Below are 25,253 nucleotides of genomic sequence, written 5' to 3' on the forward strand. Positions count from 1 at the left end.
CAACACGGCCAGACCTCGGCCGGAAACTGATAATAAGGCATAAGAACCATGGCTTCCGACCGTCAAAATCTTCAGGATGCGTTCCTCAACCATGTCCGCAAGACCAAGACACCCGTGACGATTTTTCTAATCAACGGTGTCAAGTTGCAGGGCGTTATCACTTGGTTTGACAATTTTTGCGTCTTGTTGCGCCGCGATGGGCAAAGCCAGCTTGTTTACAAGCACGCCATAAGCACGATCATGCCAGCGCAACCGATTTCGCTTTATGAGGGTGAAGAAGCTCAGTGAGCGATCTTGATCCGGCGCTGACGAGGGCGTGGGTTCTTCACCCAGACATCATTCGCAAAGACGCGCAAATCCGAACAGCAGCCCATGCGTTGGACGAGGCCGTGGCCTTGGCCGAGGCCATGCCGGGCCTCGAAATTGTGGGCGCAGAGGTTGTGCGCCTCAAGAAACCGCATCCGGGCCTGTTGTTTGGAACCGGAAAACTTGAGGAAATCCGGCTTGCCCTCAAGGCGGCAGAGGTGGAGCTTGTCTTGATCGACGGCCCTGTCAGCCCGGTTCAACAGCGCAACCTTGAGAAGAAATGGGCGGTCAAAATTCTCGATCGCACCGGGCTGATCCTGGAGATATTTTCTGATCGTGCGCGCACCCGGGAGGGTGTCTTGCAGGTTGAGATGGCCGCGCTCAGCTATCAGCGCACCCGGCTTGTGCGTGCCTGGACCCATCTTGAGCGCCAAAGGGGCGGGCTGGGGTTTGTCGGGGGGCCGGGCGAAACCCAGATCGAAGCCGACCGGCGCGCAATTGATGAACAGCTCGTGCGGCTGCGGCGCCAGCTTGCCAAAGTTGTCAAAACACGCGAGCTGCACCGCAAGTCGCGTGCGAAGGTCCCATTCCCGATTGTGGCGCTTGTGGGCTATACCAACGCGGGCAAATCTACGCTGTTCAACCGCCTCACAGGGGCCGACGTGATGGCCAAGGACATGCTCTTTGCGACGCTTGATCCGACAATGCGCAAGGTGAAACTGCCCACCAGCGGGCTTGAGGTCATTCTGTCCGACACGGTCGGATTTATCTCCAATCTTCCCACAGAGCTTGTGGCCGCGTTCCGCGCGACTCTGGAAGAGGTGCTGAGCGCAGATCTCATTTTGCATATCCGTGACATTGCCCATGCCGAAACAGATGCCCAGGCCCAAGATGTCAAAACCATCTTGGAAAGCCTTGGGATTGATGGGGAAACGCCCTTCTTTGAGGTGCTCAACAAGGTCGATCTTCTGGAAGAGGACGCGCAACAGGCCACGCGCACCCAAGCGGCGCGCAGCGACGGAGTTTTTGCGGTTTCTGCGCTCACAGGTGACGGCTTAGATGGACTGCTGGCGGCCATTGCAGAAAGCTTGCAGGGGCTCAAAAAACGTGAGGCGCTGGCTTTGGGCTTCAATGAGGGGCGCAAACGCGCCTGGCTGTTTGAGCAGGGCGTTGTCGAGGCCGAACGCCAGAGCGAGGATGGCTATACCTTGAAAGTGAACTGGACCAAGCGCCAGTCAGACCAGTTTCGCAAACTATAAGCCGGCTGGCCTCGCCCGTCATTCTGTTATGGGTAGCAGCCATGTTTCGCCCACCGAGGCTGCGCGCGCCAGCGCCTCGTCAAGCGACATCGTGACATAATCCCCGCGCCGCCAGAGCTGTGCCAGATCATCATAGTGGCGCGACAGCGGATGGCCGGATTGGCCTGTGGAAATCACAAAAACAGAGCTGTCCGGATCTGTGAGATCGTAGACGCCCCTATAGCCGGCGGCGTGGACATTTTGAAACGGGGCGGCGCCTGTGCCACGGCTGCGCCCGCGCATCAATGTGTTGTCTCCCCCCGAGGTGCTTTGGCGAATATTCACAAAGTGGCGCAGGATCGGAACACTCCCCAAGACCGGGTGGTCGTGGGTGGCCTCATGGGCATCGCCCCAACGCAAGGCTTCCAGCGAGGTGCCGTAAGTTTCTTCCAGCCAGATCAAGGCCTCGTCAAGAGATTGGCGCGCGATATCTGTGCAAGTTTCTTGTGCCGCAGATTGGCGCAGATCGCACCAGCTTGCGGCCCCGTCTATGTTGCGAAAAACACGTTCGATAAAGAGCGGTTCCAGATGTGTGAAATCTTGCGCAAGAGGGCCGAGCTCGTCCCGGATCAGCCTGTCTTGCAAAAACCGCATCCAAGCTGAGTATAGCAACGGTTCGGGCAGGTGCTCGTTCATATTGCCGTTCCAGTCTGCAAGCAAATCAAGCGCAATCTGGCGGTTGCGCTCTGGGGTCCCTTCATTGGCCGCTGTGCCGGAAAACCACAGGTTCGCGGCCACAAGTGGCAAGAGGGTGCGCGCTGATTGGCTCACCGCATCGAGCTGGGCCTCGATGAAGCTGTCGCGTGTGTGCGCCTTGCGCCCCTGCATGAGACGTTGCCAACGCAGAATTCGCTGGGTGTCGCCCCAGGAATAGGACACATGCAGCGGGAAGGGGCGCTCAAGCAGCTTGTTGTTTGTATTGCCGACAATGCCCCCCGAGGGGCGCAAAAACTCCGGGTTTGCGGTGTTGGGCAGATAGCCCTGCCAGCGATTTTCCGAGATCCAGCCACGCGCCGGGAGACGGCCTTTGCTTTCAGAGCGCGCATCTCGGCGGGGCATGGCACCGATGGTTTTCATGGCAATGTGGGAGCGGTCGGCCAATGTGAGGTTTTGAGAGGGGGCTATAAATGCGGCGCTGGCTGCCAGCGCTTGGGAAATGTCTTGCGCCCGCATCAGGTTTAGGCCCGCGCTCATGGAGGTATCGGCTGGGTCAAGCCCGGTCCAATTTAGCGAGGCGACATGACCGGCGGGGGTGATGGTGCCCACATTGTGATAACTCGGTGGCAGCACTGGACCGTTCTCAGTGCGGCGTAACACCAGGGTAACGGGCGCCGCATCTTTGATCTTGATGATCGAGCGGCGCGTTTCAAAGGGTTTGAAGCCCTCAGCCGTGCGGTATTCTTCGGTGTTGGCCGGGTTGAGCTCTTCGATAAAGACATCCTGATCATCCAGGTAAGAAGATGTGAGCCCCCAGCCCAATGTCTTGCCGCGCCCGACAAGCACCAGGGGCATTCCCGGGATTGTTGCACCGATGACTCCGCCTGTGGCCAGTTCAAGGCGGGCGAGATACCAGATGGCTGGCGCGGTCAGCTCCAGATGGGGGTCATTGGCCAACAAAGTGCCGCCGGTGGCCGAGCGAGAGGGGGCGGCAGACCAGGCATTGGACGCGCCAGCAAGCGCGCGTGGCTTAAACGGCGACAGCGGATGGTTGAGACCGGACGCTTCAGGGCGCCGTGCAAATTGCGAGGGCAGTGACGATTGGGGAAACAGGCTGGCATAGGCGGGCAGGGCGGCCACACCGGTGCCGGGCACATCGGGCAGCAGATCTTTCAGGCGGGCGTCATCTTTGAGGATGAGCGAGGTGCGGGCGCGCAAAATATCGGTTTCAGCATGCCCCGACAGCTGCACCGCCATGAGCTTCAAGATGGCGAGGGAATCTTCGGGCTGCCAAGGCGCAATGGGCGCGTTGAAGAGAAACATCTCAGGCGCACCCCGCCCAAGCGCATGGGCGTTGATCTCGGCCAGCCGGGCGTTCACGCCTGCCGCATAGGCTTCAAGCGCAGCAAGCGTGCCGGCATCCTGCACCGCCAAAGAGCTGCGGGCGAGGCTGTAGATTTCAAATCGGCGCAAGAGTTTGTCGATGGGCAATGTGGACAGCCCAAAGACCTCCGAGAGCCGCCCTTGCGCCGTGCGCCGTAACACGGTCATCTGCCAGAGCCTGTCCTGAGCGTGAGCATAGCCAAGCCCGAAAAAGACCGGAGAATCATCGCTCTGCGCGGCTTCGGCAAAAATGTGAGGCACATTGGAATGATCGCGCAGGATCCGGGCTGGTGCGCTAAGCCCTTTGACATCGAGGGTTTTCTGATACTCGGGCAAGGAGCGCGCGGCGAGGTAATAGGCGGCCAGAACCAACACCACTGAACAGGCAAGCATCACGGCTGTGATGCGCATGAGCCAACGAAACACTGTGAGCATTTTTTCTCCCTGATCCTAACTGGCGACTGCCGCCCGGCGCTCGTGCCGATACAAACGATACGCCAATTGGCTGCAAGGGGAAAGATGTGGCGCGCCGCGCCTCAATGAGAGGTGGTGGAGGAAAACAGCTGGATAACTGCGATCCCGGCAATGATCAGCCCAAGCCCGAGCAGGGCCGGCCCATCCAGCTTCTGGCCAAAGACGGCATAGCCAATCGTTGCAATAAGCACGATCCCCAACCCCGACCACAGGGCATAGACAATCCCCACCGGCATGTAGCGCAGGGTCAAGGCCATGAAATAAAAGCTGATCCCATAGCCGACGACCACCAGAACCGAGGGCCAGAACCGGCTGAATTGCTGACTGGCCTGCATGGCCGAGGTGCCAATCGTTTCAAAGATCACGGCGATGGCAAGGAAAAGGTAAGGCATGGTGCTTGCTTTCAAAGGGGCAGTTCAGTGGTGTTCTTGATGTCTTCCATCACGAAGCTGGCAGACACATCGGCCATAGATATTTTGGAGATCATCTTCTGATAGAGCCTGTCATAGCCTGCCATATCCTCAACATGCGCCCGGATGAGATAATCAAGGTCGCCAGACATGCGATAAACACCGCTGATTTCTGGGATAGCGCGCGTGGCGCGGGCAAACGCCGCCGACCAGTCTGGCGTATGTTTTTCCGCGCGAATCTGGATAAAGACAGTCAAGGACAGCCCGAGTGCTTTGGCATCCAGCAGAGCGACGCGCTTTTGAATGAGCCCGTCATCCTGCATTTGCCTCATGCGCCGCCAACACGCATTGCGCGACAAACCAACTTGTGCGCTCAACGTGTCGAGCGAGATGTCGCAATCACGCTGCAACTGACGCAAAATACGACGATCAATTTCATCTTGTCCCATCAATTGCCACTTTATTGGGAAACATTTTGAAAAGACAAGGGATTCTAGCAAAATTTGGGATAATCGGCCGGAGAACCTGCTTTACCCACAGGAGCACAAAGCAAAGGAACGCGCCATGATCAACAAACTGTTTTTAAGCCATCCAAACTCCGTCAACGAAAGCTATTTTGAGCATATGCGCTTTGCACTCGGGTTTTCGATGTGGTTGTCTGTTGCGGGCCTTGCTGCGCTTGTCCACGCCTTTATGCCCGCGCTTTGTGAAAAAACTGCAAGCCGCATTCTCGTCAAACTCTATGGGAAAACCCAAAACAGAGGCCGTTGAGACGCCTCTTTTCAAGGCGCGCGCAGAGCCTGTCTGCGCGCGCCTGCGCCTTTAGCCAATGATGGCATTGAGCGATGCGCTTGGGCGCATCACAGCGGCAAGTTTGGCGTCATCGGCGTGGTAATAACCGCCCACATCGGCAGGTTTGCCCTGCGCTGCGGCCAGTTCTGAAAGGATAGCAGCCTCACCTTCGGCCAAGGCTTTGGCGACGGGTGCAAATTCGGCCGCCATTGCGGCATCCTCTGATTGTGCAGCCAGAGCTTCCGCCCAATAGCGGGCAAACCAGTAGTGGCTATCGCGGTTGTCAGGCTCGCCGACCTTGCGGCTGGGAGAACGGTTGTTGTCAAGGATGCCTTGAGTTGCCGCATCGACAGCCTTGCCCAGAACACGCGCCTTTTCGTTGCCCTTGGCATCGGCGAGGAACTGGAAGCTTTCGCCAAGCGCGCAGAACTCGCCCAGGCTGTCCCAGCGGAGGTGGTTTTCGGCCTCAAGCTGCTGAACGTGCTTGGGGGCCGAACCGCCTGCGCCTGTCTCAAAGAGCCCGCCGCCCTGCATGAGCTTCACAATGGAGAGCATTTTGGCCGAGGTGGCCAGCTCAAGGATCGGGAAGAGATCGGTCAGGTAGTCGCGCAGCACATTGCCTGTGATGGCGATGGTGTTTTCACCCTTGGTGATGGTTTCCAGCGAGGCGCGGGTGGCTTCGCGGGGGGCCATGATCTCGAACTTGTCGGCCACGCCTTTGGCCTCAAGGATCGGTTTCACATAGTTAATGAGCTGCGCATCGTGGGCGCGGGACGCATCGAGCCAGAAGATCGCGCGGTAGCCTGTGGCGCGCTGGCGGTCGATGGCGAGGTTGACCCAGTCTTCGATGGGAGCCTGGCGTGCGGAGGCGGAGCGCCAGATGTCGCCGGCCTCAACTGTGTGGCTGTGCAGAACGGAGCCATCATCCAGGATCATCTTGACGGTGCCGGCCTCGGGCAGCTCAAAGGTGGTTGGGTGGCTGCCATATTCCTCGGCCTTTTGCGCCATGAGGCCGATGTTTTGCACCGTGCCCGCTGTGGCGGGGTTGAGCTTGCCGTGCTCTTTGAAGAATTTGATCGTCTCGTCATAGACGGGGGCGTAGGAGTTGTCGGGGATCACGCAATTGGCGTCATGCTCCTTGCCGTCCGGGCCCCAGCCCTTGCCGCCAGCGCGGATGAGCGCGGGCATGGAGGCGTCGATGATCACATCAGACGGCACATGCAGGTTGGTGATGCCACGATCGCTATCGACCATATACATCGGCGGGCGGGCGGCCATGCAGGCCTCGATTGCGGCCATGATCTCGGCTTCGTCTTTGACACGCGCGAGCAAATCGCCCATGCCTGAGTTGGGGTTGACGCCCAGCTCTTTCATCTTGTCGCCATGGGCCTCGAATACAGGTGCGAGGAAGGCACGGACCGCGTGGCCGAAGATGATCGGGTCGGAGACCTTCATCATCGTGGCTTTCATGTGCAGCGAAAAGAGCGTGCCTTCGGCTTTTGTCTTTTCGATCTCTTCCGCGAGGAAGGCATCAAGCGCTGCGGCGCTCATGTAGGTTGCGTCTACAACCGTGCCCGCAGGGTAGGAGACCGCCTCTTTCAGCACAGTTTCGCCTGAGGCTGTTTCCAGAACGATCTTGGCTGTGGCGGCTTTGGGAAGGGTGGCGGACACCTCGTTGGAGAAGAAATCCCCACCCGACATGGCGGCGACGCGGGTTTTGCTTTGGGCTGTCCACTCGCCCATGCGGTGCGGGTTGTTCTGGGCGTAGTTCTTCACGGCGGCGGCGGCGCGGCGGTCAGAGTTGCCCTCACGCAGCACAGGGTTCACGGCGGAGCCTTTGAGCGTGTCATAGGTCGCGCGCACGGCTTTCTCGGCCTCTGTCGTGGGTGTTTCTGGGTAATCAGGAAGGGCGTAGCCTTGCGATTGAAGCTCTTTTACCGCCGCGACAAGCTGTGGCACGGAGGCGGAAATGTTTGGCAGCTTGATGACATTGGCCTCTGCTGTCTTGACCAGTTCTCCAAGGGCGGCCAGATCGTCTGACTGGCGCTGTGCCTCGGTGAGATGGTCGGGGAAGGCAGCCAGGATACGGCCCGCAAGCGAGATGTCTTTTGTGCCGACCGAAATATCAGCCGCCGCAGCAAAGCGCTTAATGATCGGCAAAAGCGACGCGCTGGCGAGTTCCGGGGCTTCGTCAACTTTTGTGTAGATGATGTCGGGAGTGGTGGTATCGGCCATGATCAATCCTTGTTTACAGGGGGCCGGGCGGCAAGCAGCCTGCACGGCGAGTCATTGGAATTGGCCGCGTGATAGCCCAAATCTGCGCAAAATGAAAGACGGTATGCAAAAGTATACAAAAATATTTTCAGCACGCGCTCCAAGCCTACTGCACGCATCACCGGTTAACGGTTTGAGCGCGGAACGCGGTCAAGCTTTAACATGAAGACAAGGGCTGAGACCGTGAGCATGAAGATCCCAATTGCCGCCGGGCGCGGCGTGCCATCAAAGGCAAGCCCGAGCGGTATGGCAAAGCACATCGCAAAAACGGTGGATGTTCCGCCCAGAATGGAGGCGGCAAGCCCGGCGATATGGCCCAAAGGTTCCATCGCCATCGCGTTGAGGTTGCCCAAGGTGAGCCCGGCCATCGCAAAGAGCGAAAACTGCCAGAACACAACAAGCCCGAAATAAAGCCCATCGGGCAAGGTCAGCAGGGTGATCACAATCATTGCGCCAGAAAGGCACACCTGAACCGCGAGGGTCACAGTGGTGAGAAATTGCATTCCAAGCCGCACAACCAGCGCCGCATTCAGAATGCTGGCGCTTCCAGCCAAGACTGCCACCAGAGCAAACCACAACGGAAAGCTCTCGGCACGTCCGAATGTGACATCGTAAATCGGCTGCACAGACGAGAGCGCGCCAAAGAGCACAGCAAAGCAAAATGTCTGCACCACAATCACCGTGCGCACGACCGAATGGGACAACATTTCTTTCAGGGCGGTCCAGAGCTTTTGGGCCTCAAAAGGCCGACGGGCCGGTTTGGGCAGGGTCTCTTTGAGGCGCAGCCCGAACCAGAGTGTCACGACAAAGGCAAAGAGAACAAAGGCCGCAAAGATCCCGCGCCACCCGGTCAGTGCGATGATCCCTGCGCCGACAAGCGGTGCAATGGCTGGGACAAGCGTAAAGATCATCATGACAATCGAAACGAGCTTGGCCATCTGGCGTCCTTCATAGAGGTCTCGGATGATTGCGAGCGACACAACCCTTGGGCCCGCGATGCCCAAACCCTGGATCAGGCGCGCGGCCAGAACGAGCTCAAGGGTTTGCGCCAGCCAGGCCAGGCAGGCACCGACCATATAAAGCGCAATCCCTGCGTAGATCACGGGTTTGCGCCCGAAGCTGTCTGAGAGCGGGCCGGTGAAGAAGGTTCCGATCCCCATACCAAGAACAAAAGATGTGAGGATCAGCTGGGCTGCATTGACGTTTTCAGGGCTGAGCTCTTGGCCGATCTGGGGCAGGGCGGGCAACATGGCGTCAATCGAAAATGCGGTCATGGCAAACATCATGGCCATCAGCGCAATGAACTCGGGCTTGCTGATCTGCAACTGGGTCATTCCTTGGGGTCCCTGTGTTTTTCGAGCGCTTTCTGGCGGCGCTTGAGAAAGGCAAAATGGCCAAATTGCTGAATCGCGAGGGCGAAAATGCCCAGACCCGTGAAGATAAAGACAGTTGTGCCGATCTTTCCAACAACGGTTGCAGGCACAAGATTGCCATAGCCAACGGTTGAAAGCGTCACCACGGTGAAGAAATAGGCGTCTATCCAGCTCCAGCCCTCGGCAAAGCGGAAAAACACGGTCCCCGAAGTGATGACCAGCCCCAAGACCAGAAGGAGTGATCGTGTCGAGACGTTCATTGCGGCGGGCTTTGCAGCAGTTCGTCAATCACCTTGAGCCAGAGATCGGCGGGCTGCGCGCCGGGAACGGCATGTTGATTGGCCACGATAAACGTCGGAACCGAGCTCACGCCCATATCCCGGCTGTGGCTGTCGCGTTGTTGAATGTCCGCGCGGTCAGAGTCTGAGGCCAGCAGCTTGAGCACGAGCGCTGCGTCCATGCCCATACTGTCGGCCACATCCGCCAAGACCTCATGCGCCCCGATATCGCGGGCCTCTTGAAAATAGGCTTTGAACAAGGCCGAAACCACGGCTGTTTGGCGTCCCTCAATTCCTGCCCAATGGATCAGGCGGTGCGCATCAAGCGTGTTTGGCGTCACCTTGATCTTGTCAAATTCGATCACAACACCCGCCGCCTTGGCGTGTTCCACAACAGGTTTATAGGCGTTGAAGGCCGCTTCCTTGCCACCAAACTTGCCTTCCAGATAGGCTCGCCGCTCCATTCCCTCGGCGGGCATGGTCGGATTGAGCTGGAACGGATGCCATTCAATCTCAAAGGGGTGGTCGGGCCGCTGAGCCAGAGCGCGGTCGAGCTGGGCCTTGCCAATGTAGCACCACGGGCAAATCGGGTCGGAGATAATATCAAGTTTCATCATGGAACAGAGCCTTTCCAGCTTTCCTTAGCGCTGTGTTGCGCAAATCAAAACCTCAAATCGCGATTAGCGCCTTGAGGGCCTTGCGGCGCAGCTTGTTGTTTGGCCCAAGGGGCAGGGCGGATAGCCTCTGAAAATGCCTGGGGCATTTGTAGCCTGCCAGCCTGTTTTGGGCGTGGCGTTGCAGGGCTTTCTCATCGATGGGCTGCTCTGAAGTGTAAAACCCCACGATGATGCGCACATCTTCCTTGATCTCCACATCTGTGACAGCCAAAGAGCTCAGGCCCTCAAAGTCGCTCAAGGCGGCTTCAACCTCCAGTGGCGACACCCGATAGCCACCTGCATTCATCATGTCGTCTTTGCGGGCCTCGTAATATATCTGGCCCTGCGCATCCATCCGGCCAAGATCTCCGGTCTTGAACCACTGGCCGTCAAAGCGCGCCTCTGTCTCTTGCTTGGCCCCTAAGTAGCCGAGCATCAAGCCCGGATCGTCGCGATGCACTGCGATCTCTCCGACCTCACCTTGGGCAACGGGGCCGTCTGGTCCGAGGAGCGCTACACGGCGGCCCGGCTGGGCTGTGCCCAATGCGCCATGGGCTGCGCGCGTCGTGGGGCTGGCGGAAATAAATGTCGAGCATTCCGACATCCCATAGGCTTCATAGATTTCGGTGCCACTGGCGTCACGCCAGCGGGTGCGCAAGGTTTCGCTCAGCTTCTCTCCGGCGCTCAGCGCGTGGCGCAATTGTGGCAGATCGAGCGGCTGCCGCGGTTTGAGCAGCTTGCGATATACGCCCGGTGCGGCCGCAAACACGGTGGCTCCATGCTGCTTCACAAGCGTTAAAAGAGCTTCGGGGGGAGTTGCATCTTGTGCAATCAGGGCCGTGGCCCCGAGGGTCCAGGGGTCCATCAGGCCTGTGCCCAATGTAAACGTCCAGTTAAAGGCCCCGGCATGGCAGAGCCGGTCTTCGCTGGTGAGCCCATACCATCCCTGAAACATCATCTGGCGTGCCCAGATAGCGCGATGAGCATGTTGCACCGCACGGGCCTGACCGGAGGTGCCGGATGTGTAAATGATGTAGGCTAAGCGCTCGGGCGGGCCCATGTCATAGTCACAGGCAGGCAGCGCTTGCATGGCGTGAAGCTCCGCCTCGCTCAGGGAGAGGCAGGCGCCAGCCGTGGGCGCAGACACGGATGCCGATTGTGCGACGGCTTTGGGCTTGAGCGTTTGCACCATTGCGTCCACTTCAGCCTGGGTCAGCTGTGAGGAGGTTGGCACTGGCACGATCCCGACAGCGATTGCCCCAAGATAGGCAATTGGGAATTGCGCCGTATTGCCCAAGCGCAACAAGAGGATATCTCCGGGGGTCATGCCTGCCCTCAGAAGGCCTGTGCCTGTGCCGCGCACAGCCGCCTCAAGCGCAGCGTAGCTGTAGGGCGTCATGCCGGTTTCAGCCATGACGGCAAGCGCCAGTTTGTCCGGGGTCCGGGAAGCTGCGCCCAAGACATGTTGGGCCATGTTAAACGGGCTCGGGCAGGGCGCAAACGCCCCTCTGTCAAGAATGCTGTCCATGCTCTCTGTGCTAGGGGCTTGGCGCGGGCTCTGCAAGGCCCTATGAAAGCGCCATGACAAATGCTGCTGATCCCAAATCTCTCATCAAGATCGCCCGCGCGGGCGCTGAGGCGCCTGTGCCTGAACAAATTGATCTGGGTGCGCGGGTGCGGGACCTGCGCAAAAGCCTCGGTCTGACGTTGGAGCAGGCCAGCAAACAGGCCGGTCTGGCTCGCTCGACCCTGTCAAAGATCGAGAACGGCCAGATGTCACCCACATATGAGGCGCTGAAGAAGCTGGCGATCGGGCTCCAAATCTCGGTGCCGCAATTGTTTACACCGCCCGAAACGGCCCAGGCAACGGCGCGTATGAGCCTGACACGGGCGGGTGACGGCGCAGACCATATCACAGCAACTTACGAACACCGCTTGATGGGCGAGAGCCTCTCAGCCAAGAAGATGCTTCCCTATCAGGCGCGCATCCGGGCGCGGGACATGGAAGAATTTGACGGCTGGGTGCGCCATGATGGCGAGGAGTTTCTCTATGTGCTCACAGGGGTGATCCGGCTTTATACGGAGTTTTACGAGCCCGTTGATATGAAGCGCGGTGACAGCGCTTATTATGACGCATCTATGGGCCACAATGTGATCTCGATCAGTGCCGATGATGCCACTGTGCTTTGGGTAACCTCTTTGGTTTGACTCAAGCTTTGCGGCCAAAGATGTGTGGCAACACAACAAGCGCAACCCCCAGCCCAATAAGCTGCATGAGCACAAACATCGCAATATGGTGTGGCGCTATGCCGGCAAAGCTATCTGACCAGCCGCGCGCAAATGTGACCGCCGGATTGGCAAAGCTTGTGGACGCGGTGAACCAATACGCCCCGGTGATATAAAGGCCGACAAGCGGGGGGACCGTGTCAGGCTTGTGGTGCACGCCGCCGGCGATCACAAACAGAAGCCCGAAGGTTGCAATGATCTCTGAGCTCCACTGGGCGAGGCCGGTGCGGTGCTGGGTTTGGCTGATCTGAAAGAGCGCTTGATCAAACATCATATGCGCAGCCAAAACCCCCAGCAGCGCGCCAATAATCTGAGCGCAGATATAGGGCGCCACCTCGGCCCACGGGTGCTCACCCCTCGCGGCAAAGAACAAGGTGACTGCCGGGTTGAAATGGGCGCCCGACACAGGCCCTAGGCAGGTGATGATACCGTAAAGAATACACCCCGTTGCAATGGCATTGGCCAGGAGCGCAAGGGCTGTGTTCCCGTCTGACAGGCTTTCCCCCATGATCCCCGAGCCAATCACACCCATCAAAAGAAAGGCGGTTCCCAAGGCTTCCGAAAACAGTTTTTGCATTGCCTATTCTCTCTTCTCGCCGCGCGGGCCTGATCTCTCGGCCTGCCTTTGGCTACCCCGGCCAGAAAGCCAAGGCCCAAACGCAAGAGTCCATTGTGCCAGGTCCTTACGGTCCTAACCCACAGGGCCGCATAATCCAAAAGCCAGCCACCCTGCAAATGAAGGATTTGTAACAGCCCTCACCCAAATCAGCTTGGGTTAAGGGCCATCAAACCACCAGACATCGGGCATAAACCAATATCCATCACCGTTGATGGGCGTGTGCGCGGGGTGTTTTAACTCTTTGACATGGGCAATGCGGCTCACCCCATAAGCATATGTTGGGATCACATAGCGCCCGGCTGTCAGAATGCGGTCCAACGCGCGCGTCGCGGCGACAAATTCTTCCACGCTGTCGCTGGACACCATGGTTTGTATCATCGCATCAGCCGCAGGCGAGCGCAGCCCCATCAGATTGCGCGAGCCCGGCTGATCCGCACCCTCGCTGCCCCAATAGAGCTTTTGCTCATTGCCCGGAGACAGCGAAAAGCCACGCCGGATATTGGTCATATCAAAGTCAAACGTGTTTTGGCGTGCAAAATACTGAGCATTGTCAACAGCTTCCACCTCAGCTTTGATGCCCAGCCTTTTAAGCGCCTGACTATAAATATTGGCAAAAGCGGTCAGCTCGCCCGCGCCGCTGGCCAATAGGATCTTGAAGGCAAAAGCGTCTCCAGATGCGTTTCGCAATGTGCCATCAGCCGCGCTCCATCCGGCCTCGGCCAGCAGTTTTTGGGCCGCACGCAGGTTGGCACGGTTGCGCTTGGTGCCATCGGAAACGGGCAGGGCATAGCCCTCCAGCACCCCAGCAGGCAGTGTCTCAGCAAAGGGAGACAGCAAGTCCCTGACACGCCCTGTGGCCGCTCCGGGCTGCATACCAAGAAAAGAGCCACTGAAGTAAGACGTGATCCGCTTTTGCGCTCCCCCAGTGATCACATCGTTCATAAATTCAAAGTTGAACGCCAGGATCAAGGCTTCGCGCACCCGCCAATCCGCGAAGAGCGGGTTGCGCGTGTTCATGACAAACCCTGTGATGCCGGATGGTTTGCCATCTGGAATTTCGGTCTTGATCACATCACCGCGCGCCACAGCGGGAAAATCATAGGCGTTGTCCCATTTGTTGGCGTTATACTCACGCACAACCGAAAGCAAACCCGCCTTGAAAGCCTCCTTTAGGACCGTGTCATCGGCAAAAAACTCTATCTTCAACCTGTCGATATTGCCCGTGCCGCGGCGGATGGGCAGGTTGCGTGCCCAGTAGTCAGGGTTGCGCTCAAGGGTCAGAAACCTGTTTGGCTCATAATCAGCGATCACATAGGCCGCAGAGCCGATCGGGGCGACATCAAAACCTGACTGTCCAAAGTCATGGCCTTCCCATTGTGCCTTTTTCAGGATTGGCCGCAGCCCAGCGATCAGGGCCAGTTCGCGGTTGTCCGTGTTGAAGGTGATCCGCACAGACCGTGGGCCACGCGCTTCAATTGTTTGGACTTGCGCCATGAAGCTGCGATAGCGCGGGTGGCCCTCGCGGCCCAAAATCTCGTAGCTCCAGATCACGTCGTCTACTGTCACCGGGCTGCCGTCAGAGAATCGGGCCTCTTTGCGCAGGGTAAATTCGACCCATTCGCGATTCGGACCCGTTTCAACCGATTCGGCGAGCAGCCCATAGAGCGAAAACGGCTCATCCCAATTGCGCGCCATCAGGCTTTCATACGCCAAAAACCGCAGCTGCCAGGGGGGCGTTCCTTTGAAGATAAACGGGTTCAAACTGTCAAAGCCGCCCGTATTTCCGACCCTCAGCTCGCCGCCTTTAGGGGCATCTGGGTTCACATAGGGCAAAGACACAAAATCCGGTGGTAGAGCAGGGTCTCCATACATAGCTATGCCATGCGCGGGCTGCGCCCGGGCCAGGCCAGCCCCCCCGAAAGCCAGCCCAATAGACGCACAAATCCCTGCGATCGCATGGAAAAAAACTGATCTCATTTCTGCGACAATCCTGCCTGATGCTTATTTTGTTAAATCAAACCTTAACGGTGCGTAAAACCCAATACAAACTTTTAGCTTGGATTGAGTGTTAAGATTGCTTATAAAGAGGGCACTGCTCGATAGGTTTCTTGCCTGTATGAAACCTGCCTCAATAACTTGACGCCAGCCTTGTGCTGGCGTTTTTTTTGCGTGCGCGCAGTCGTTTGTGTGCGTTGCGCCCTGCTCGGGCCGCGTGCTTTGGCTTGGCAATGCCGGCGCTGTCGCGTTATGGCTGGCGGGTATCAACTGGGAGATCCGCATGTCACTCAAGGGCAAAACCGCCGTCATCACAGGTTCAAATTCAGGGATCGGCCTTGGGGTCGCTTGGGAAATGGCGCGGGCAGGGGCCGATGTGGTGCTGAATTCCTTCACCGACCGCGCAGAAGACCATGAGCTGGCGGCGCAAATCGCTGCGCAAACGGGGGTATCAGCACGCTATATTCAGGCCGATATGTCCAAGGGCGCGGCCTGCCGCGCACTGATTGCGGCCGCAGGGCGCTGTGACATTCTGGTGAACAACGCAGGCATTCAGCATGTTGCCGCGATCGAGGCCTTTCCCACCGAAACATGGGACGCCATCATTGCCATCAATCTCAGCTCTGCTTTTCACACTACCGCCGCAGCGCTGCCCATGATGCGCCAAGCCGGTTGGGGGCGTGTGATCAACATCGCCTCCGCCCACGGGCTGACGGCCTCGCCCTATAAGGCGGCTTATGTCGCGGCGAAACATGGTGTTGTGGGCCTGACCAAGACCACGGCTCTGGAGACAGCCGAAGAGCCGATCACAGCCAATGCAATTTGCCCCGGCTATGTGCTCACACCGCTGGTCGAGGCTCAAATTCCGGATACGATGAAGGAATATGACATGAGCCGCGAGGATGTGATCCGCAATGTCATGCTCACGCGCCAGCCGTCAAAAGAGTTTGCCACCGTTGAACAGCTTGGCGGCACGGCGGTGTTTTTGGCGTCTGAAGCCGCTGCCCAGATCACCGGCACAACCTTATCCGTCGACGGCGGCTGGACCGCGCTGTGACAGGGCGCGCGCCCTCAGGGCTGTGACGCGCCGCCGTTGGCTGGCGGGCTGGAAGGGTCTTTTGCATTGGGATAGACCAGCCCAGCAGAGATCACGAGCTTGGCCGCATCCTCCACGCTCATATCAAGCTCGATCACATCGGCCCGTGGCACAAACAGCAAAAAGCCTGATGTCGGGTTTGGGGTCGTGGGCAGGAAAATACTCATCAAGCCGCCGTCAACATCCGATTTTGCGGCGATTTCGCCTTTGGCATGGGTCGAGACAAACCCTATCGCCCAGATGCCCTTGCGGGGATATTCGATCAGGCAGGCCTTCTCAAAACTGCGCTCGGATTGAGCAAAGATCGTTTCGGCTATCTGCTTCACGCCATTATAGATAGAGCGCACCACCGGCACGCGCTCCAGAAGGCCCTCGGCGTAGCGAATGAGTGAGCGCCCCAAGAGGCCCTTGGCAAGCCAGCCCACAAATATCGTGAAAAAGAAAAACACGAACACACCGACACCACGGATGTTGATGTGGATCCAATCGTCTGTGCCCAAAGTCCGCCCAAACCAGCGGTTGACCAGCTGCTCGGGGTGGTAGTTGAATGGCACAAAGGGCATCACAAACCCATCAACCCAACCGATAAAGCTCCACAAGAGCCAGAGTGTGAAGGCCACAGGCGCGATCACGATCAGACCGGTGAAAAACGAGGCCCGCAAACCGGCAAACAGGCTGCGGCGCTTGTGGGTTTCTTCATCAAATGGTGTTGTCATGCGTGATCATATCCCGAAATACTGCTTCAGATGTAGGGTCTGGCGCAGGGTTACACAATCGTTAAAGCGCTTTGTTTCTCATGGTTTTTGAATAGAGCGCCCGGGCTGGCATCCTGTGTGGTTTCTGTGCAGTTCCTGTGCCTTCCAGAAGCCTCCTGCACAGGGTTTAAGCATCTTCCGGTTGCATCAGCGCACAGGCAATCTGCGCAGCCAGGCGCGCGTTGTTCATGACCAGTGCAATATTGGTCATCAAGGAGCGCCCATCTGTGAGTTCAAAAATCCGGCCCAGCAAAAACGGGGTGACGGCCTTGCCGCTGATCCCTTGGGCCGCCGCCTCAGCCTGGGCTTGTGCGATCACCGGCGCCATAACCTGAAGGCTGATCTCATCCTCAAGCGGGACGGGATTTGCAACAAGTTGTCCTCCCGGCAGCCCGAGGGCCTGGCGCAGTCCATGCGCCTTGGCGATCTCGGCAGGGCTGTCCATCCGCAACGGGGCCTTCACCCCCGAGTGGCGCGACCAGAAAGCCGGAAACGCATCCTGTCCATATGCGATCACCGGCACACCCAGTGTCTCCAGAACCTCCAGTGTCTTGGGAATATCCAGAATGGCCTTGGCCCCGGCCGCCACCACTGTCACCGGCGTTTGGGCCAGTTCCTGAAGATCTGCCGAAATGTCAAAGCTCAGCTCGGCCCCCTGATGCACCCCGCCGATCCCTCCGGTGGCAAAAACCGAAATCCCCGCCAGCGCAGCGCCGATCATTGTGGCCGCCACTGTTGTGGCTCCGGTCTTGCCCGCGGCCATGCAAGCAGCCAGATCAGCGCGGCTTAACTTGGCAATATCGCCCGCCATGGCAAGCTGCTCTAGCTCGGCGTCTTCCAACCCAACATGCAGCCTCCCCTCCAAGACCGCAATGGTCGCTGGGGTGGCACCATGGGCGCGCACTTGCGCTTCAACCTCCCGCGCGGTTTGGATATTTTGGGGGTAGGGCATCCCGTGGGTGATGATTGTGCTCTCCAGCGCTACCAGCGGTGTCTTGTTGTCCAGAGCTTTTTGAACCTCTGATGAGAAAGTCATATCAAACATAGTTTTCATCTCCTGCCACATATTTTGCTGCGATGTCTTGGGCGAACACAATGGCCGCATCACGGCTCTTGCCCTGCCGCTCGGCGGCAATATGGGCCGCCATGAATGTGTCCCCCGCGCCAGTGATCCTTGTCGGGGTCACGCGCGCTGGACCAGCTTCAAAACAAGCGTCCGCACAGGCATCACAGGCCAGCTCTGCGCCATTGGTAACAACCACACGGCGCGCACCGGCGTCTAGCAGGGCCATGGCCCCGGCTTTGGCGGTGTTGAGCGCGGGCTTGGCGCTGATCAAGCGGGCTTCTTCAAGGTTGATATAAAGCGTCGCGCCCTTATGCCCTATCACCCTGCGCAAACGGGCGGCTTTTCCGGGCGAGGCGGGCGCAATGCGCAGATCGGCCTGCGCAAAAGCCGCGCTTTGGGCAATTTCGCTCAAGAGCGCCTCTGTGAGGTTTCCGTCAAGCGCTATCGCCCCTTGGAAGGGGTGGTCTGCATCTCCCAAGGTGCCGTCCAGCAAGGGGGTCAGAATAGCGCTGCCTGCCTCTTCAAGGGAATGCGCATCTGCGATGGCCGCAATCAGACCGTTTGCGCCCTCAATGGCCATATAACTATCGGTCGGGCGGGCGCTGAGATGGATGTGATCGCAGACAAGTCCCATCTGCTGGGCGGCCCGCAGCAGCTCGTCTCCGGCAGCGTCTCGCCCGAGCGCAGACAACAAAACCGGACGCAAGCCAAAGCGTGCCAATGTCATCGCAATATTCATCGCAACCCCGCCGGGGATACGGTGAATACGTCCCGGCACATCATTGCCCGCGATCATGTCGCGCGGGCTGCGCCCGATGATGTCCCACAGGACGGAGCCAATACAGATGATATCTTCAGAGGGCGTTTGCATGGGGCTTCAATGCCTTTCTGAGCAAGCGATGACAATGGCAATGCGCAGGCCGTGTTAGCAAGACAATCAGGGCTTGCAAAGGGCAGGGCGCAGTTATATACGCGCGCCACTAACTTCGCAGATGGAGGCGGGCCTATGGGGGAGACATCCTCATGCGTCCACCGGTTGAAGCTTCGCTTCTCTTCCCTCCATCAAGGCATAAACCGGAAAGGAAAAGAACAATGGCTCTTCCCGAGTTCACATTGCGCCAGCTGCTTGAAGCGGGCGTTCACTTCGGCCACCAAACACAGCGCTGGAACCCGCGCATGGGCGAGTTCATCTATGGTGCCCGCAACGGCATTCATATTTTGGACCTTACCCAAACCGTTCCCATGCTCGACGCCGCACTCAACGTTGTGCGCGAAACTGTCGCCAAGGGCGGACGTGTGCTTTTTGTTGGCACCAAGCGCCAAGCGGCTCTGCCCGTGGCAGAAGCAGCCGAAAAATGCGCACAGTATTATATGAACCACCGCTGGCTCGGTGGCACGCTGACAAACTGGCAAACGGTTTCCCAATCCATCAACCGTCTGAAATCCATCGACGAGAAAATGGAAACAGGCTTTGACGGGCTGACCAAAAAAGAACGCCTCGGCATGGAGCGCGATCAGGAAAAACTGCAAGCGTCCCTCGGCGGTATCCGCGAAATGGGCGGCGTGCCTGACCTGATCTTCGTCATTGACGTCAAAAAAGAAGCTCTGGCTGTTGCAGAAGCCAACAAACTGGGCATTCCCGTTGTGGCTGTGGTGGATACAAACTGCTCACCTGATGGTGTAGACTACATCATCCCGGGCAACGACGATGCGGCCCGCGCGATTGCTCTTTACTGTGATCTTGTGGCCCGCGCGGCTCTGGACGGTATGTCCGCACAGCTTGGCAACGCCGGTGTTGATATTGGCGCAATGGCCGAAGCGCCAATGGAAGAGCTGGCAGCGGAAACACCTGCTGAAGCTTGAGCTGACACTTCAATAACGCAGGCGCCAACAGGCGCCTGCAAAAACGCAATTTTGTTATGAGGAGAGCCAAGATGGCGATCACAGCAGCATTGGTAAAAGAACTGCGCGACAGCACGGGCGCAGGCATGATGGACGCGAAAAAAGCGTTGACAGAAACAGACGGCGACATGGATGCCGCAGTTGACTGGCTGCGCACCAAAGGCCTTGCGAAAGCGGCCAAGAAATCAGGCCGCACAGCAGCAGAAGGCCTTGTGGCCGTGAAAGTTGCCGGCGGTAAGGGCGTGGCAGTGGAAGTGAACTCCGAGACCGATTTTGTCGGGAAAAACGCCGAGTTCCAGGACATGGTTGGCAAAATCGCAACCGCAGCAACCGGTGTCTCCACTGTTGAAGAGCTCGCCGCAGCCGCTGTCGATGGCAAGCCAGTTTCAGATATGATCACCGATAAGATTGCCACGGTTGGCGAGAACATGTCTTTGCGCCGCATGGCCTCCATCGAGGGCGAAAGTGTCGTGTCATATGTTCACAACGCGGCCACGGATGGCATGGGTAAAATTGGTGTTCTTGTCGCCATGAGCGGTGGCAACGAAGGCTTTGGCAAGCAAATCGCGATGCATATCGCCGCTGCGCGCCCCGAAGCTCTGGACGAAGCTTCGCTTGATTCCGCATGGGTCGAAAAGGAACGCCAGGTTCAAATCGATATCGCCAAAGAATCAGGCAAGCCCGACGCAGTGATCGAGAAGATGATCGTTGGCCGTATGGCGAAATTCATGGCCGAAAACACGCTGCTTGGGCAAGCCTTCGTCGTGAACCCTGATCTGACCGTTGAGCAAGCCGCCAAAGAGGCTGGCGCAACCATCACCGGTTTCGTGCGTATGGAAGTTGGTGAGGGGATTGAGAAGAAGGAGGAAAACTTTGCTGAAGAAGTCGCGAAAGCGATGCAAGGCTGAGGTTTTCTCATAAATCCGTTTACTTTTAACAGCGTCACCAGACCGGTGACGCTGTTTTTTTATCCTCTGCGGCACAAATTATTTACCATAATATATATTATGCGCTAAATGGATAAACGAAAAAGGGCCCCCGTGTGGAAGCCCTTCTGAGTGGTTAGAAAAACGCCTGCAAGCCGGTTTGGGCGCGCCCGAGGATCAGCGCATGAACATCATGCGTGCCCTCATAGGTGTTGACCGTTTCCAAATTCATCGCGTGACGGATCACATGATACTCCAGCGTGATGCCGTTGCCTCCGTGCATATCTCGGGATTGTCTTGCAATATCAAGCGCTTTGCCGCAATTGTTTCGCTTCAACAGCGAGATCATTTCTGGTGCGGCCTGCGCCTCGTCCATCAACCGGCCAAGGCGCAATGCGCTGTGAAGCCCCAGTGTGATCTCTGTTTGCATGTCCGCCAGTTTCTTCTGAAAAAGCTGCGTCTGCGCCAACGGGCGCTTGAATTGGTGCCGGTCCAAACCATACTGCAAGGCCGCGTGCCAGCAGAACTCCGCCGCCCCCATTGCCCCCCAAGCGATGCCATAGCGCGCCCGGTTCAAACATCCAAAAGGCCCCTTAAGCCCTTCAATATTGGGCAATAATGCGTCTTCACCCACCTCTACGCCATCCATCACGATCTCACCGGTGACCGAGGCCCGAAGGCTCATTTTATTCTCAATCTTGGGGGCAGACAGGCCGCTCATACCCTTTTCCAGAACAAAGCCACGGATCTTGCCTCCATGCGCCTCAGACTTGGCCCAAACAACGAAGACATCCGCGATCGGCGCATTGGAAATCCACATTTTCGCGCCCGTGAGCTTATAGCCGGTGGCGGTCTTTTCCGCGCGGGTTTTCATGCCCGCCGGATCAGAGCCCGCATCTGGTTCAGTGAGACCAAAACACCCAATCAGTTCCCCTGCGGCCAAGCCAGGAAGATATTTTTTCCGTTGATCTTCAGAGCCATAGGCATAGATCGGATACATCACCAGCGAGCTCTGAACCGACATCATCGAGCGATACCCGCTGTCCACGCGCTCCACCTCACGGGCCACAAGCCCATAGGCGACATAGGAGCTCCCCAAGCCGCCGTATTGCTCGGGAACGGTGATTCCCAGCAGCCCCATATCGCCCATTTCTTTGAAGATTTCAGGGGCGACGGCCTCTTTGGCATAGGCATCTGTCACCCGCGGCATCAGCTTTTCCTGTGCATAGGCGCGGGCGCTGTCGGCCATCATGCGTTCGTCTTCGCCAAGCTCGGCTTGCAAGTTCAACGGGTCCTGCCAGTCAAACTTGCCCAATTCGGGGGCGTCTTTTGCTTTTAATTCAGGGGCTTGCTGGCTCATCTTTATCTTCCGTGCGTTGGTTGCGATTTGGCTTTGTATAACATTCTGATTTCGAATATAATAACGCTAATTTCGCGTGTATTGATGCGTTTATGGAATGGGTGGCCAAATGAGACGCAATATTCCCTCCTCGCAAGCCCTGCAAGCGCTTGACGCTTTGGCGCGGCTTGGCTCTGTGACCACTGCGGCCCAGGAGTTGAACCTCACCCAAAGCGCGGTTTCGCGCCAACTGCAAACACTGGAAAGCCAGCTTGGCGTGGAGCTTTTCGTGCGCCGTGCGAAGCGGGTCGCGCTCACCTCTGCCGGCGCGCGCTATGCCAAAGAGGCTGCGCGCGCCCTTGATCTGCTCACCAATGCAGCCCTGCGCTTACAGACAAATCCGGAGGGTGGCACCCTCAATCTGGCTATATTGCCCACATTCGGAATGCGCTGGCTTCTGCCGCGCCTGCCCCGTTTCGGGCGCGCCCACCCCGATGTCACTGTCAATATGAACACGCGGTTGGCGCCGTTTGATTTCTCCACAAGCGATATGGATGCTGCCCTCAGCTATGGCAGCGGTGACTGGCCTGGTTGTCGGTCTATGTTGTTGGAAAAAGAAGCTGTTTTGCCTCTTGCCGCGCCGGAGCTTTTGGCCACCACACCGATAGAAACAGCCGCTGATCTCAAGCAGTTTCCCCTTTTACACATCCAGACCCGACCGGAAGCTTGGCGCGACTGGTTTTTGGCACATGGGGTTGAGAGCCAGGGGCTGGCGGGCACTCGCTATGACCAGTTTTCAACGATTTTACAAGCCGCGCGCCATGGGCTTGGCGTGGCCCTGCTCCCCGAATATCTGGCCCGCGAAGAGATCATGGAGGGCCGACTTGCGCTGGCTTTCGGGCGCCCTTCCCCCAGCCGTGGCAGCTATTATCTTGTCTGGCCGCTGGAAAAGCATGATAGCCCCCCGCTCAGGGCGTTTCGCAACTGGCTGAAAGAGGAAATCGAGGGCGAAGACCTGCTGCCAAGATAGACGGTTGCACTCGTTAACCGCCTTATGCGCTTTTGTCATGCGCGTTTGCCATATCTGCTGTGGGGCTGCCTGTAGGGCAACCTGTCCATACAGCAGTATGGACAGCACAGCCCCACACCGGCCCTGCACGCGCTCAACGTGCTGTGTCAGCCCAAGGCATAGCCCGCGCCGCGCACCGTGCGCAACGGATCAGAGCCGCCCCCCTGCATCAGGGCCTTGCGCAGCCGGCCGACATGCACATCCACCGTGCGGGTGTCGACATAGATGTCGCGCCCCCAGACCCGGTCAAGAAGCTGTTCGCGGCTCAGCACCCTGCCCTGATTTTCCAGAAAGGTGGATAGAAGGCGGAACTCGGTTGGCCCCAGTTTGATTGGCGTGCCCGCGCGGCTCACGCGGTGGCTGCCGGCATCGAGCAAAATATCCTCAAAGCTGAGTTCCTCACCGACCGAGGCAGGCCGCGTGCGGCGCAGCTCCTTGCGCACCCGCGCCATCAGCTCGGCCACAGAGTAAGGCTTGACCATGTAGTCATCGGCCCCTGTCTCAAGGCCGCGCACCCTGTCGAGTTCCTCTGAGCGCGCCGAGAGCATGATCACCGGCAGCGCCCGTGTCGACTTGCCGGATTTGAGACGGCGGCAGACCTCAAGACCCGACACATGAGGCAACATCCAGTCCAGCAAAACCAGATCGGGTATGGCCTCATGCGCCATCAAGAGAGCTTCTTCGCCATCGGCGGCCTCAAGCACATCAAAGCCCTCCGATTTCAGGTTATAGGCCAAAACCGCCCGCTGTGCGGGTTCGTCTTCAACCAGCAAAACAACGGGTTTTCCTGTGCTCATGAGAGATCGCTTACATCTGAGTTGGTGGAGGTGATGTCGCCTTTGGTGCGGGCTTCATCGGGCTTCTGGCCGGTCACAAGATAGACCACCTGTTCGGCGATCGCGGTGACATGATCGCCCATGCGCTCGGTGTTTTTAGCGATGAAATGCAGGTGCATACAGGCGCTGATATTGCGCGGATCTTCGAGCATGAATGTCAGAAACTCGCGGAAAAGCGCATTGTAAAGCTGGTCTATGTCGCGGTCGCGCTCGATCACATCCATCGCCAGTGTCGCATCCCGCTGAAGATAGGCATCGAGCGCATCCTTGAGCATGAGCTGCACATCGCGCGCCATACGGCGCAAGGAGACATGGGCCTCGTCGATCGCCTGGAGCTGAGCTAGAACGCTGGTGCGCTTGGCCATGTTTTTGGCATAGTCGCCGATCCGCTCGAGATTGGCCGATATTTTCAGAACCGAGAGCACAAGGCGCAGGTCAATCGCTGTGGGCGCGCGCAGGGCAATCAGCTGGGCCGCGTCATCATTGATCCGCTCTTCCAGCGCATCAATCACCACATCTTTGGCGCGCACCTCTTCGGCTTTTTCCTCATCCCGCGCCGCCAGCGCATCGGCGGCGTCCAGGATGGCCATTTCAACCAGCCCGCCCATTTTCATGATCTGGGTCTGGATGTCCTGGAGGTCGCGGTCAAAGGCAGAGGCGATATGTTGGTCGTTCATGGCAGTGCTCCTTAACCGATCCGGCCGGTGATATAACTTTCGGTGCGCGGGTCCGAGGGCTTGGTGAAAATCTGCGAGGTATCGCCAAATTCGACAAGGTTGCCGAGGTGGAAGAAGGCGGTTTTCTGGCTCACGCGGGCGGCCTGTTGCATGGAGTGGGTCACGATCACGACAGAATAGTCGCGGCGCAGCTCGTCGATCAGCTCCTCGACCTGTGCTGTGGCAATCGGGTCAAGAGCAGAGCAAGGCTCATCCATCAAGAGCACCTCGGGAGAAGTTGCAATCGCGCGGGCAATGCACAGGCGCTGTTGCTGTCCGCCCGACAGCCCCGTTCCGGGCGCAAGCAGACGGTCCTTGACCTCACCCCAGAGCGCGGCCCGCTTAAGAGCGGTTTCGACGATCTCATCTAGCTCGGCTTTGGTGCGGGCGAGGCCGTGAATTTTGGGGCCGTAGGCCACATTGTCATAGATCGACTTTGGAAAGGGGTTGGGCTTTTGAAACACCATGCCCACCTTGGCGCGCAGCTGCACCGGGTCCACCTTGGCGTCATAGATGTCTTCGCCATCCAGCAGGATGTCGCCTGTGACGCGACAGACATCAATCGTGTCGTTCATCCGGTTGAGGCAGCGCAGAAAGGTTGATTTGCCGCAGCCTGACGGGCCGATAAAGGCGGTGACTGTATTATCGGCGATATCCACGCTGACATCCTTGATGGCGTGGGTTTCGCCGTAATAGACCTGACAGTTGCGGGCCGTGATTTTGAGGGAAGTCTGGGTCACGTCTTGC

At 58.1% G+C, this 25,253-nt stretch carries 25 protein-coding genes; 8 read left to right on the forward strand and 17 right to left on the reverse strand.

Translation table 11 applies throughout. The features are described 5' to 3' along the window. Positions 1-48 precede the first annotated feature (48 nt). On the forward strand, positions 49-288 hold the full coding sequence (gene hfq / locus Q0478_RS07115; RefSeq protein WP_089891201.1) for an RNA chaperone Hfq: 240 nt from the start codon (positions 49-51) through the stop codon (positions 286-288). Continuing rightward, complete coding sequence (gene hflX / locus Q0478_RS07120) at positions 285-1,565, forward strand: GTPase HflX (protein WP_298677632.1); 1,281 nt, start codon at positions 285-287, stop codon at positions 1,563-1,565. Before hfq ends, hflX begins: the two co-directional genes overlap by 4 nt. Before the next feature lie 18 nt (positions 1,566-1,583). Here hflX and Q0478_RS07125 read toward each other — a convergent pair whose 3' ends face one another. From Q0478_RS07125 to Q0478_RS07135, 3 genes are all read right to left on the reverse strand, one after another. Then, complete coding sequence (locus Q0478_RS07125; RefSeq protein ID WP_298677634.1) at positions 1,584-4,079, reverse strand: penicillin acylase family protein; 2,496 nt, start codon at positions 4,077-4,079, stop codon at positions 1,584-1,586. A gap of 101 nt (positions 4,080-4,180) precedes the next feature. Continuing rightward, positions 4,181-4,510 carry an SMR family transporter gene (locus Q0478_RS07130; protein ID WP_298677636.1) on the reverse strand — a complete coding sequence of 110 codons (330 nt, stop codon included), beginning with the start codon at positions 4,508-4,510 and terminating at the stop codon, positions 4,181-4,183. An 11-nt stretch (positions 4,511-4,521) separates the two neighbouring features. After that, positions 4,522-4,977 (reverse strand): Lrp/AsnC family transcriptional regulator, encoded by a 456-nt coding sequence (locus Q0478_RS07135; protein WP_298677640.1) that lies wholly within the window; start codon positions 4,975-4,977, stop codon positions 4,522-4,524. 115 nt (positions 4,978-5,092) lie between these two features. Here Q0478_RS07135 and Q0478_RS07140 point away from each other — a divergent pair, with 115 nt between their 5' ends. Continuing rightward, positions 5,093-5,299 (forward strand): DUF6356 family protein, encoded by a 207-nt coding sequence (locus Q0478_RS07140; protein ID WP_298677642.1) that lies wholly within the window; start codon positions 5,093-5,095, stop codon positions 5,297-5,299. Between the two features lie 51 nt (positions 5,300-5,350). On the opposite strand, the gene Q0478_RS07145 is transcribed toward Q0478_RS07140, so the two are convergent. From Q0478_RS07145 to Q0478_RS07165, 5 genes are all read right to left on the reverse strand, one after another. Next, positions 5,351-7,555 (reverse strand): NADP-dependent isocitrate dehydrogenase, encoded by a 2,205-nt coding sequence (locus tag Q0478_RS07145; RefSeq protein ID WP_298677645.1) that lies wholly within the window; start codon positions 7,553-7,555, stop codon positions 5,351-5,353. A gap of 164 nt (positions 7,556-7,719) precedes the next feature. Continuing rightward, positions 7,720-8,928 (reverse strand): multidrug effflux MFS transporter, encoded by a 1,209-nt coding sequence (locus tag Q0478_RS07150; RefSeq protein ID WP_298677648.1) that lies wholly within the window; start codon positions 8,926-8,928, stop codon positions 7,720-7,722. Then, a complete protein-coding gene (locus Q0478_RS07155; RefSeq protein WP_298677651.1) occupies positions 8,925-9,227 on the reverse strand; it encodes a potassium channel family protein in 303 nt (100 codons plus the stop codon). Before Q0478_RS07155 ends, Q0478_RS07150 begins: the two co-directional genes overlap by 4 nt. Beyond that, the gene (locus Q0478_RS07160; RefSeq protein ID WP_298677653.1) at positions 9,224-9,862 is read right to left on the reverse strand and encodes a DsbA family oxidoreductase; all 639 of its coding nucleotides are present in this window, start codon (positions 9,860-9,862) and stop codon (positions 9,224-9,226) included. Before Q0478_RS07160 ends, Q0478_RS07155 begins: the two co-directional genes overlap by 4 nt. 52 nt (positions 9,863-9,914) lie before the next feature. After that, entirely contained in the window at positions 9,915-11,429 is a 1,515-nt protein-coding gene (locus tag Q0478_RS07165) for a class I adenylate-forming enzyme family protein (protein ID WP_298677656.1), read from the reverse strand. A gap of 53 nt (positions 11,430-11,482) precedes the next feature. Here Q0478_RS07165 and Q0478_RS07170 point away from each other — a divergent pair, with 53 nt between their 5' ends. Then, positions 11,483-12,109: an XRE family transcriptional regulator gene (locus tag Q0478_RS07170; protein WP_298677659.1), complete on the forward strand. Its 627-nt coding sequence runs from the start codon at positions 11,483-11,485 to the stop codon at positions 12,107-12,109. Between the two features lies 1 nt (position 12,110). On the opposite strand, the gene Q0478_RS07175 is transcribed toward Q0478_RS07170, so the two are convergent. Beyond that, positions 12,111-12,764 (reverse strand): MIP/aquaporin family protein, encoded by a 654-nt coding sequence (locus Q0478_RS07175; RefSeq protein WP_298677661.1) that lies wholly within the window; start codon positions 12,762-12,764, stop codon positions 12,111-12,113. Between the two features lie 198 nt (positions 12,765-12,962). Continuing rightward, complete coding sequence (locus Q0478_RS07180; protein ID WP_298677664.1) at positions 12,963-14,783, reverse strand: extracellular solute-binding protein; 1,821 nt, start codon at positions 14,781-14,783, stop codon at positions 12,963-12,965. A 301-nt stretch (positions 14,784-15,084) separates the two neighbouring features. Here Q0478_RS07180 and Q0478_RS07185 point away from each other — a divergent pair, with 301 nt between their 5' ends. After that, the gene (locus Q0478_RS07185) at positions 15,085-15,858 is read left to right on the forward strand and encodes a 3-hydroxybutyrate dehydrogenase (RefSeq protein WP_298677667.1); all 774 of its coding nucleotides are present in this window, start codon (positions 15,085-15,087) and stop codon (positions 15,856-15,858) included. A 14-nt stretch (positions 15,859-15,872) separates the two neighbouring features. On the opposite strand, the gene Q0478_RS07190 is transcribed toward Q0478_RS07185, so the two are convergent. From Q0478_RS07190 to Q0478_RS07200, 3 genes are all read right to left on the reverse strand, one after another. Further along, on the reverse strand, positions 15,873-16,613 hold the full coding sequence (locus tag Q0478_RS07190; protein WP_298677669.1) for a DUF502 domain-containing protein: 741 nt from the start codon (positions 16,611-16,613) through the stop codon (positions 15,873-15,875). Positions 16,614-16,779: 166 nt separating this feature from the next. Then, positions 16,780-17,697 (reverse strand): pseudouridine-5'-phosphate glycosidase, encoded by a 918-nt coding sequence (locus Q0478_RS07195; RefSeq protein WP_298677671.1) that lies wholly within the window; start codon positions 17,695-17,697, stop codon positions 16,780-16,782. After that, positions 17,690-18,589, reverse strand: a complete 900-nt coding sequence (locus tag Q0478_RS07200) for a PfkB family carbohydrate kinase (protein WP_298677672.1) — start codon at positions 18,587-18,589, stop codon at positions 17,690-17,692. Before Q0478_RS07200 ends, Q0478_RS07195 begins: the two co-directional genes overlap by 8 nt. A gap of 221 nt (positions 18,590-18,810) precedes the next feature. On the opposite strand from Q0478_RS07200, the gene rpsB reads away from it, so the two are divergent. Beyond that, on the forward strand, positions 18,811-19,581 hold the full coding sequence (gene rpsB / locus Q0478_RS07205; protein ID WP_298677675.1) for a 30S ribosomal protein S2: 771 nt from the start codon (positions 18,811-18,813) through the stop codon (positions 19,579-19,581). Between the two features lie 71 nt (positions 19,582-19,652). Then, on the forward strand, positions 19,653-20,528 hold the full coding sequence (gene tsf / locus Q0478_RS07210; RefSeq protein WP_298677678.1) for a translation elongation factor Ts: 876 nt from the start codon (positions 19,653-19,655) through the stop codon (positions 20,526-20,528). A gap of 154 nt (positions 20,529-20,682) precedes the next feature. Here tsf and Q0478_RS07215 read toward each other — a convergent pair whose 3' ends face one another. Beyond that, the gene (locus Q0478_RS07215) at positions 20,683-21,906 is read right to left on the reverse strand and encodes an acyl-CoA dehydrogenase (RefSeq protein ID WP_298677681.1); all 1,224 of its coding nucleotides are present in this window, start codon (positions 21,904-21,906) and stop codon (positions 20,683-20,685) included. A 109-nt stretch (positions 21,907-22,015) separates the two neighbouring features. Between Q0478_RS07215 and Q0478_RS07220 the strand changes: the two genes are divergently transcribed. Next, complete coding sequence (locus Q0478_RS07220; RefSeq protein WP_298677684.1) at positions 22,016-22,915, forward strand: LysR substrate-binding domain-containing protein; 900 nt, start codon at positions 22,016-22,018, stop codon at positions 22,913-22,915. Between the two features lie 146 nt (positions 22,916-23,061). On the opposite strand, the gene phoB is transcribed toward Q0478_RS07220, so the two are convergent. The 3 genes from phoB to pstB are packed head-to-tail and all read right to left on the reverse strand — an operon-like array spanning position 23,062 to position 25,246. Next, positions 23,062-23,751 carry a phosphate regulon transcriptional regulator PhoB gene (gene phoB, locus Q0478_RS07225; RefSeq protein WP_298677687.1) on the reverse strand — a complete coding sequence of 230 codons (690 nt, stop codon included), beginning with the start codon at positions 23,749-23,751 and terminating at the stop codon, positions 23,062-23,064. Next, positions 23,748-24,467, reverse strand: coding sequence for a phosphate signaling complex protein PhoU (phoU, locus tag Q0478_RS07230; protein ID WP_298677689.1), 720 nt, complete (start codon positions 24,465-24,467; stop codon positions 23,748-23,750). Before phoU ends, phoB begins: the two co-directional genes overlap by 4 nt. An 11-nt stretch (positions 24,468-24,478) precedes the next feature. Beyond that, on the reverse strand, positions 24,479-25,246 hold the full coding sequence (pstB, locus tag Q0478_RS07235; protein WP_298677692.1) for a phosphate ABC transporter ATP-binding protein PstB: 768 nt from the start codon (positions 25,244-25,246) through the stop codon (positions 24,479-24,481). Between the last annotated feature and the right edge of the window lie 7 nt (positions 25,247-25,253).

The sequence above is a fragment of the uncultured Lentibacter sp. genome (assembly GCF_937123735.1).
Taxonomy (GTDB): domain Bacteria; phylum Pseudomonadota; class Alphaproteobacteria; order Rhodobacterales; family Rhodobacteraceae; genus Lentibacter.

Bases quoted from the DNA above. Each gene is read 5' to 3' on its own strand.
- Q0478_RS07180 (WP_298677664.1), bottom strand. From the start codon at position 14,783: ATGAGATCAGTTTTTTTCCATGCGATCGCAGGGATTTGTGCGTCTATT.
- Q0478_RS07160 (WP_298677653.1), bottom strand. From the start codon at position 9,862: ATGATGAAACTTGATATTATCTCCGACCCGATTTGCCCGTGGTGCTAC.
- Q0478_RS07140 (WP_298677642.1), top strand. From the start codon at position 5,093: ATGATCAACAAACTGTTTTTAAGCCATCCAAACTCCGTCAACGAAAGC.
- Q0478_RS07175 (WP_298677661.1), bottom strand. From the start codon at position 12,764: ATGCAAAAACTGTTTTCGGAAGCCTTGGGAACCGCCTTTCTTTTGATG.
- Q0478_RS07125 (WP_298677634.1), bottom strand. From the start codon at position 4,079: ATGCTCACAGTGTTTCGTTGGCTCATGCGCATCACAGCCGTGATGCTT.
- Q0478_RS07165 (WP_298677656.1), bottom strand. From the start codon at position 11,429: ATGGACAGCATTCTTGACAGAGGGGCGTTTGCGCCCTGCCCGAGCCCG.
- Q0478_RS07215 (WP_298677681.1), bottom strand. From the start codon at position 21,906: ATGAGCCAGCAAGCCCCTGAATTAAAAGCAAAAGACGCCCCCGAATTG.
- Q0478_RS07220 (WP_298677684.1), top strand. From the start codon at position 22,016: ATGAGACGCAATATTCCCTCCTCGCAAGCCCTGCAAGCGCTTGACGCT.
- Q0478_RS07150 (WP_298677648.1), bottom strand. From the start codon at position 8,928: ATGACCCAGTTGCAGATCAGCAAGCCCGAGTTCATTGCGCTGATGGCC.
- Q0478_RS07200 (WP_298677672.1), bottom strand. From the start codon at position 18,589: ATGCAAACGCCCTCTGAAGATATCATCTGTATTGGCTCCGTCCTGTGG.
- Q0478_RS07185 (WP_298677667.1), top strand. From the start codon at position 15,085: ATGTCACTCAAGGGCAAAACCGCCGTCATCACAGGTTCAAATTCAGGG.
- Q0478_RS07145 (WP_298677645.1), bottom strand. From the start codon at position 7,555: ATGGCCGATACCACCACTCCCGACATCATCTACACAAAAGTTGACGAA.
- Q0478_RS07190 (WP_298677669.1), bottom strand. From the start codon at position 16,613: ATGACAACACCATTTGATGAAGAAACCCACAAGCGCCGCAGCCTGTTT.
- Q0478_RS07130 (WP_298677636.1), bottom strand. From the start codon at position 4,510: ATGCCTTACCTTTTCCTTGCCATCGCCGTGATCTTTGAAACGATTGGC.
- Q0478_RS07170 (WP_298677659.1), top strand. From the start codon at position 11,483: ATGACAAATGCTGCTGATCCCAAATCTCTCATCAAGATCGCCCGCGCG.
- phoB (WP_298677687.1), bottom strand. From the start codon at position 23,751: ATGAGCACAGGAAAACCCGTTGTTTTGCTGGTTGAAGACGAACCCGCA.
- phoU (WP_298677689.1), bottom strand. From the start codon at position 24,467: ATGAACGACCAACATATCGCCTCTGCCTTTGACCGCGACCTCCAGGAC.
- Q0478_RS07135 (WP_298677640.1), bottom strand. From the start codon at position 4,977: ATGGGACAAGATGAAATTGATCGTCGTATTTTGCGTCAGTTGCAGCGT.
- tsf (WP_298677678.1), top strand. From the start codon at position 19,653: ATGGCGATCACAGCAGCATTGGTAAAAGAACTGCGCGACAGCACGGGC.
- hfq (WP_089891201.1), top strand. From the start codon at position 49: ATGGCTTCCGACCGTCAAAATCTTCAGGATGCGTTCCTCAACCATGTC.
- Q0478_RS07195 (WP_298677671.1), bottom strand. From the start codon at position 17,697: ATGTTTGATATGACTTTCTCATCAGAGGTTCAAAAAGCTCTGGACAAC.
- rpsB (WP_298677675.1), top strand. From the start codon at position 18,811: ATGGCTCTTCCCGAGTTCACATTGCGCCAGCTGCTTGAAGCGGGCGTT.
- Q0478_RS07155 (WP_298677651.1), bottom strand. From the start codon at position 9,227: ATGAACGTCTCGACACGATCACTCCTTCTGGTCTTGGGGCTGGTCATC.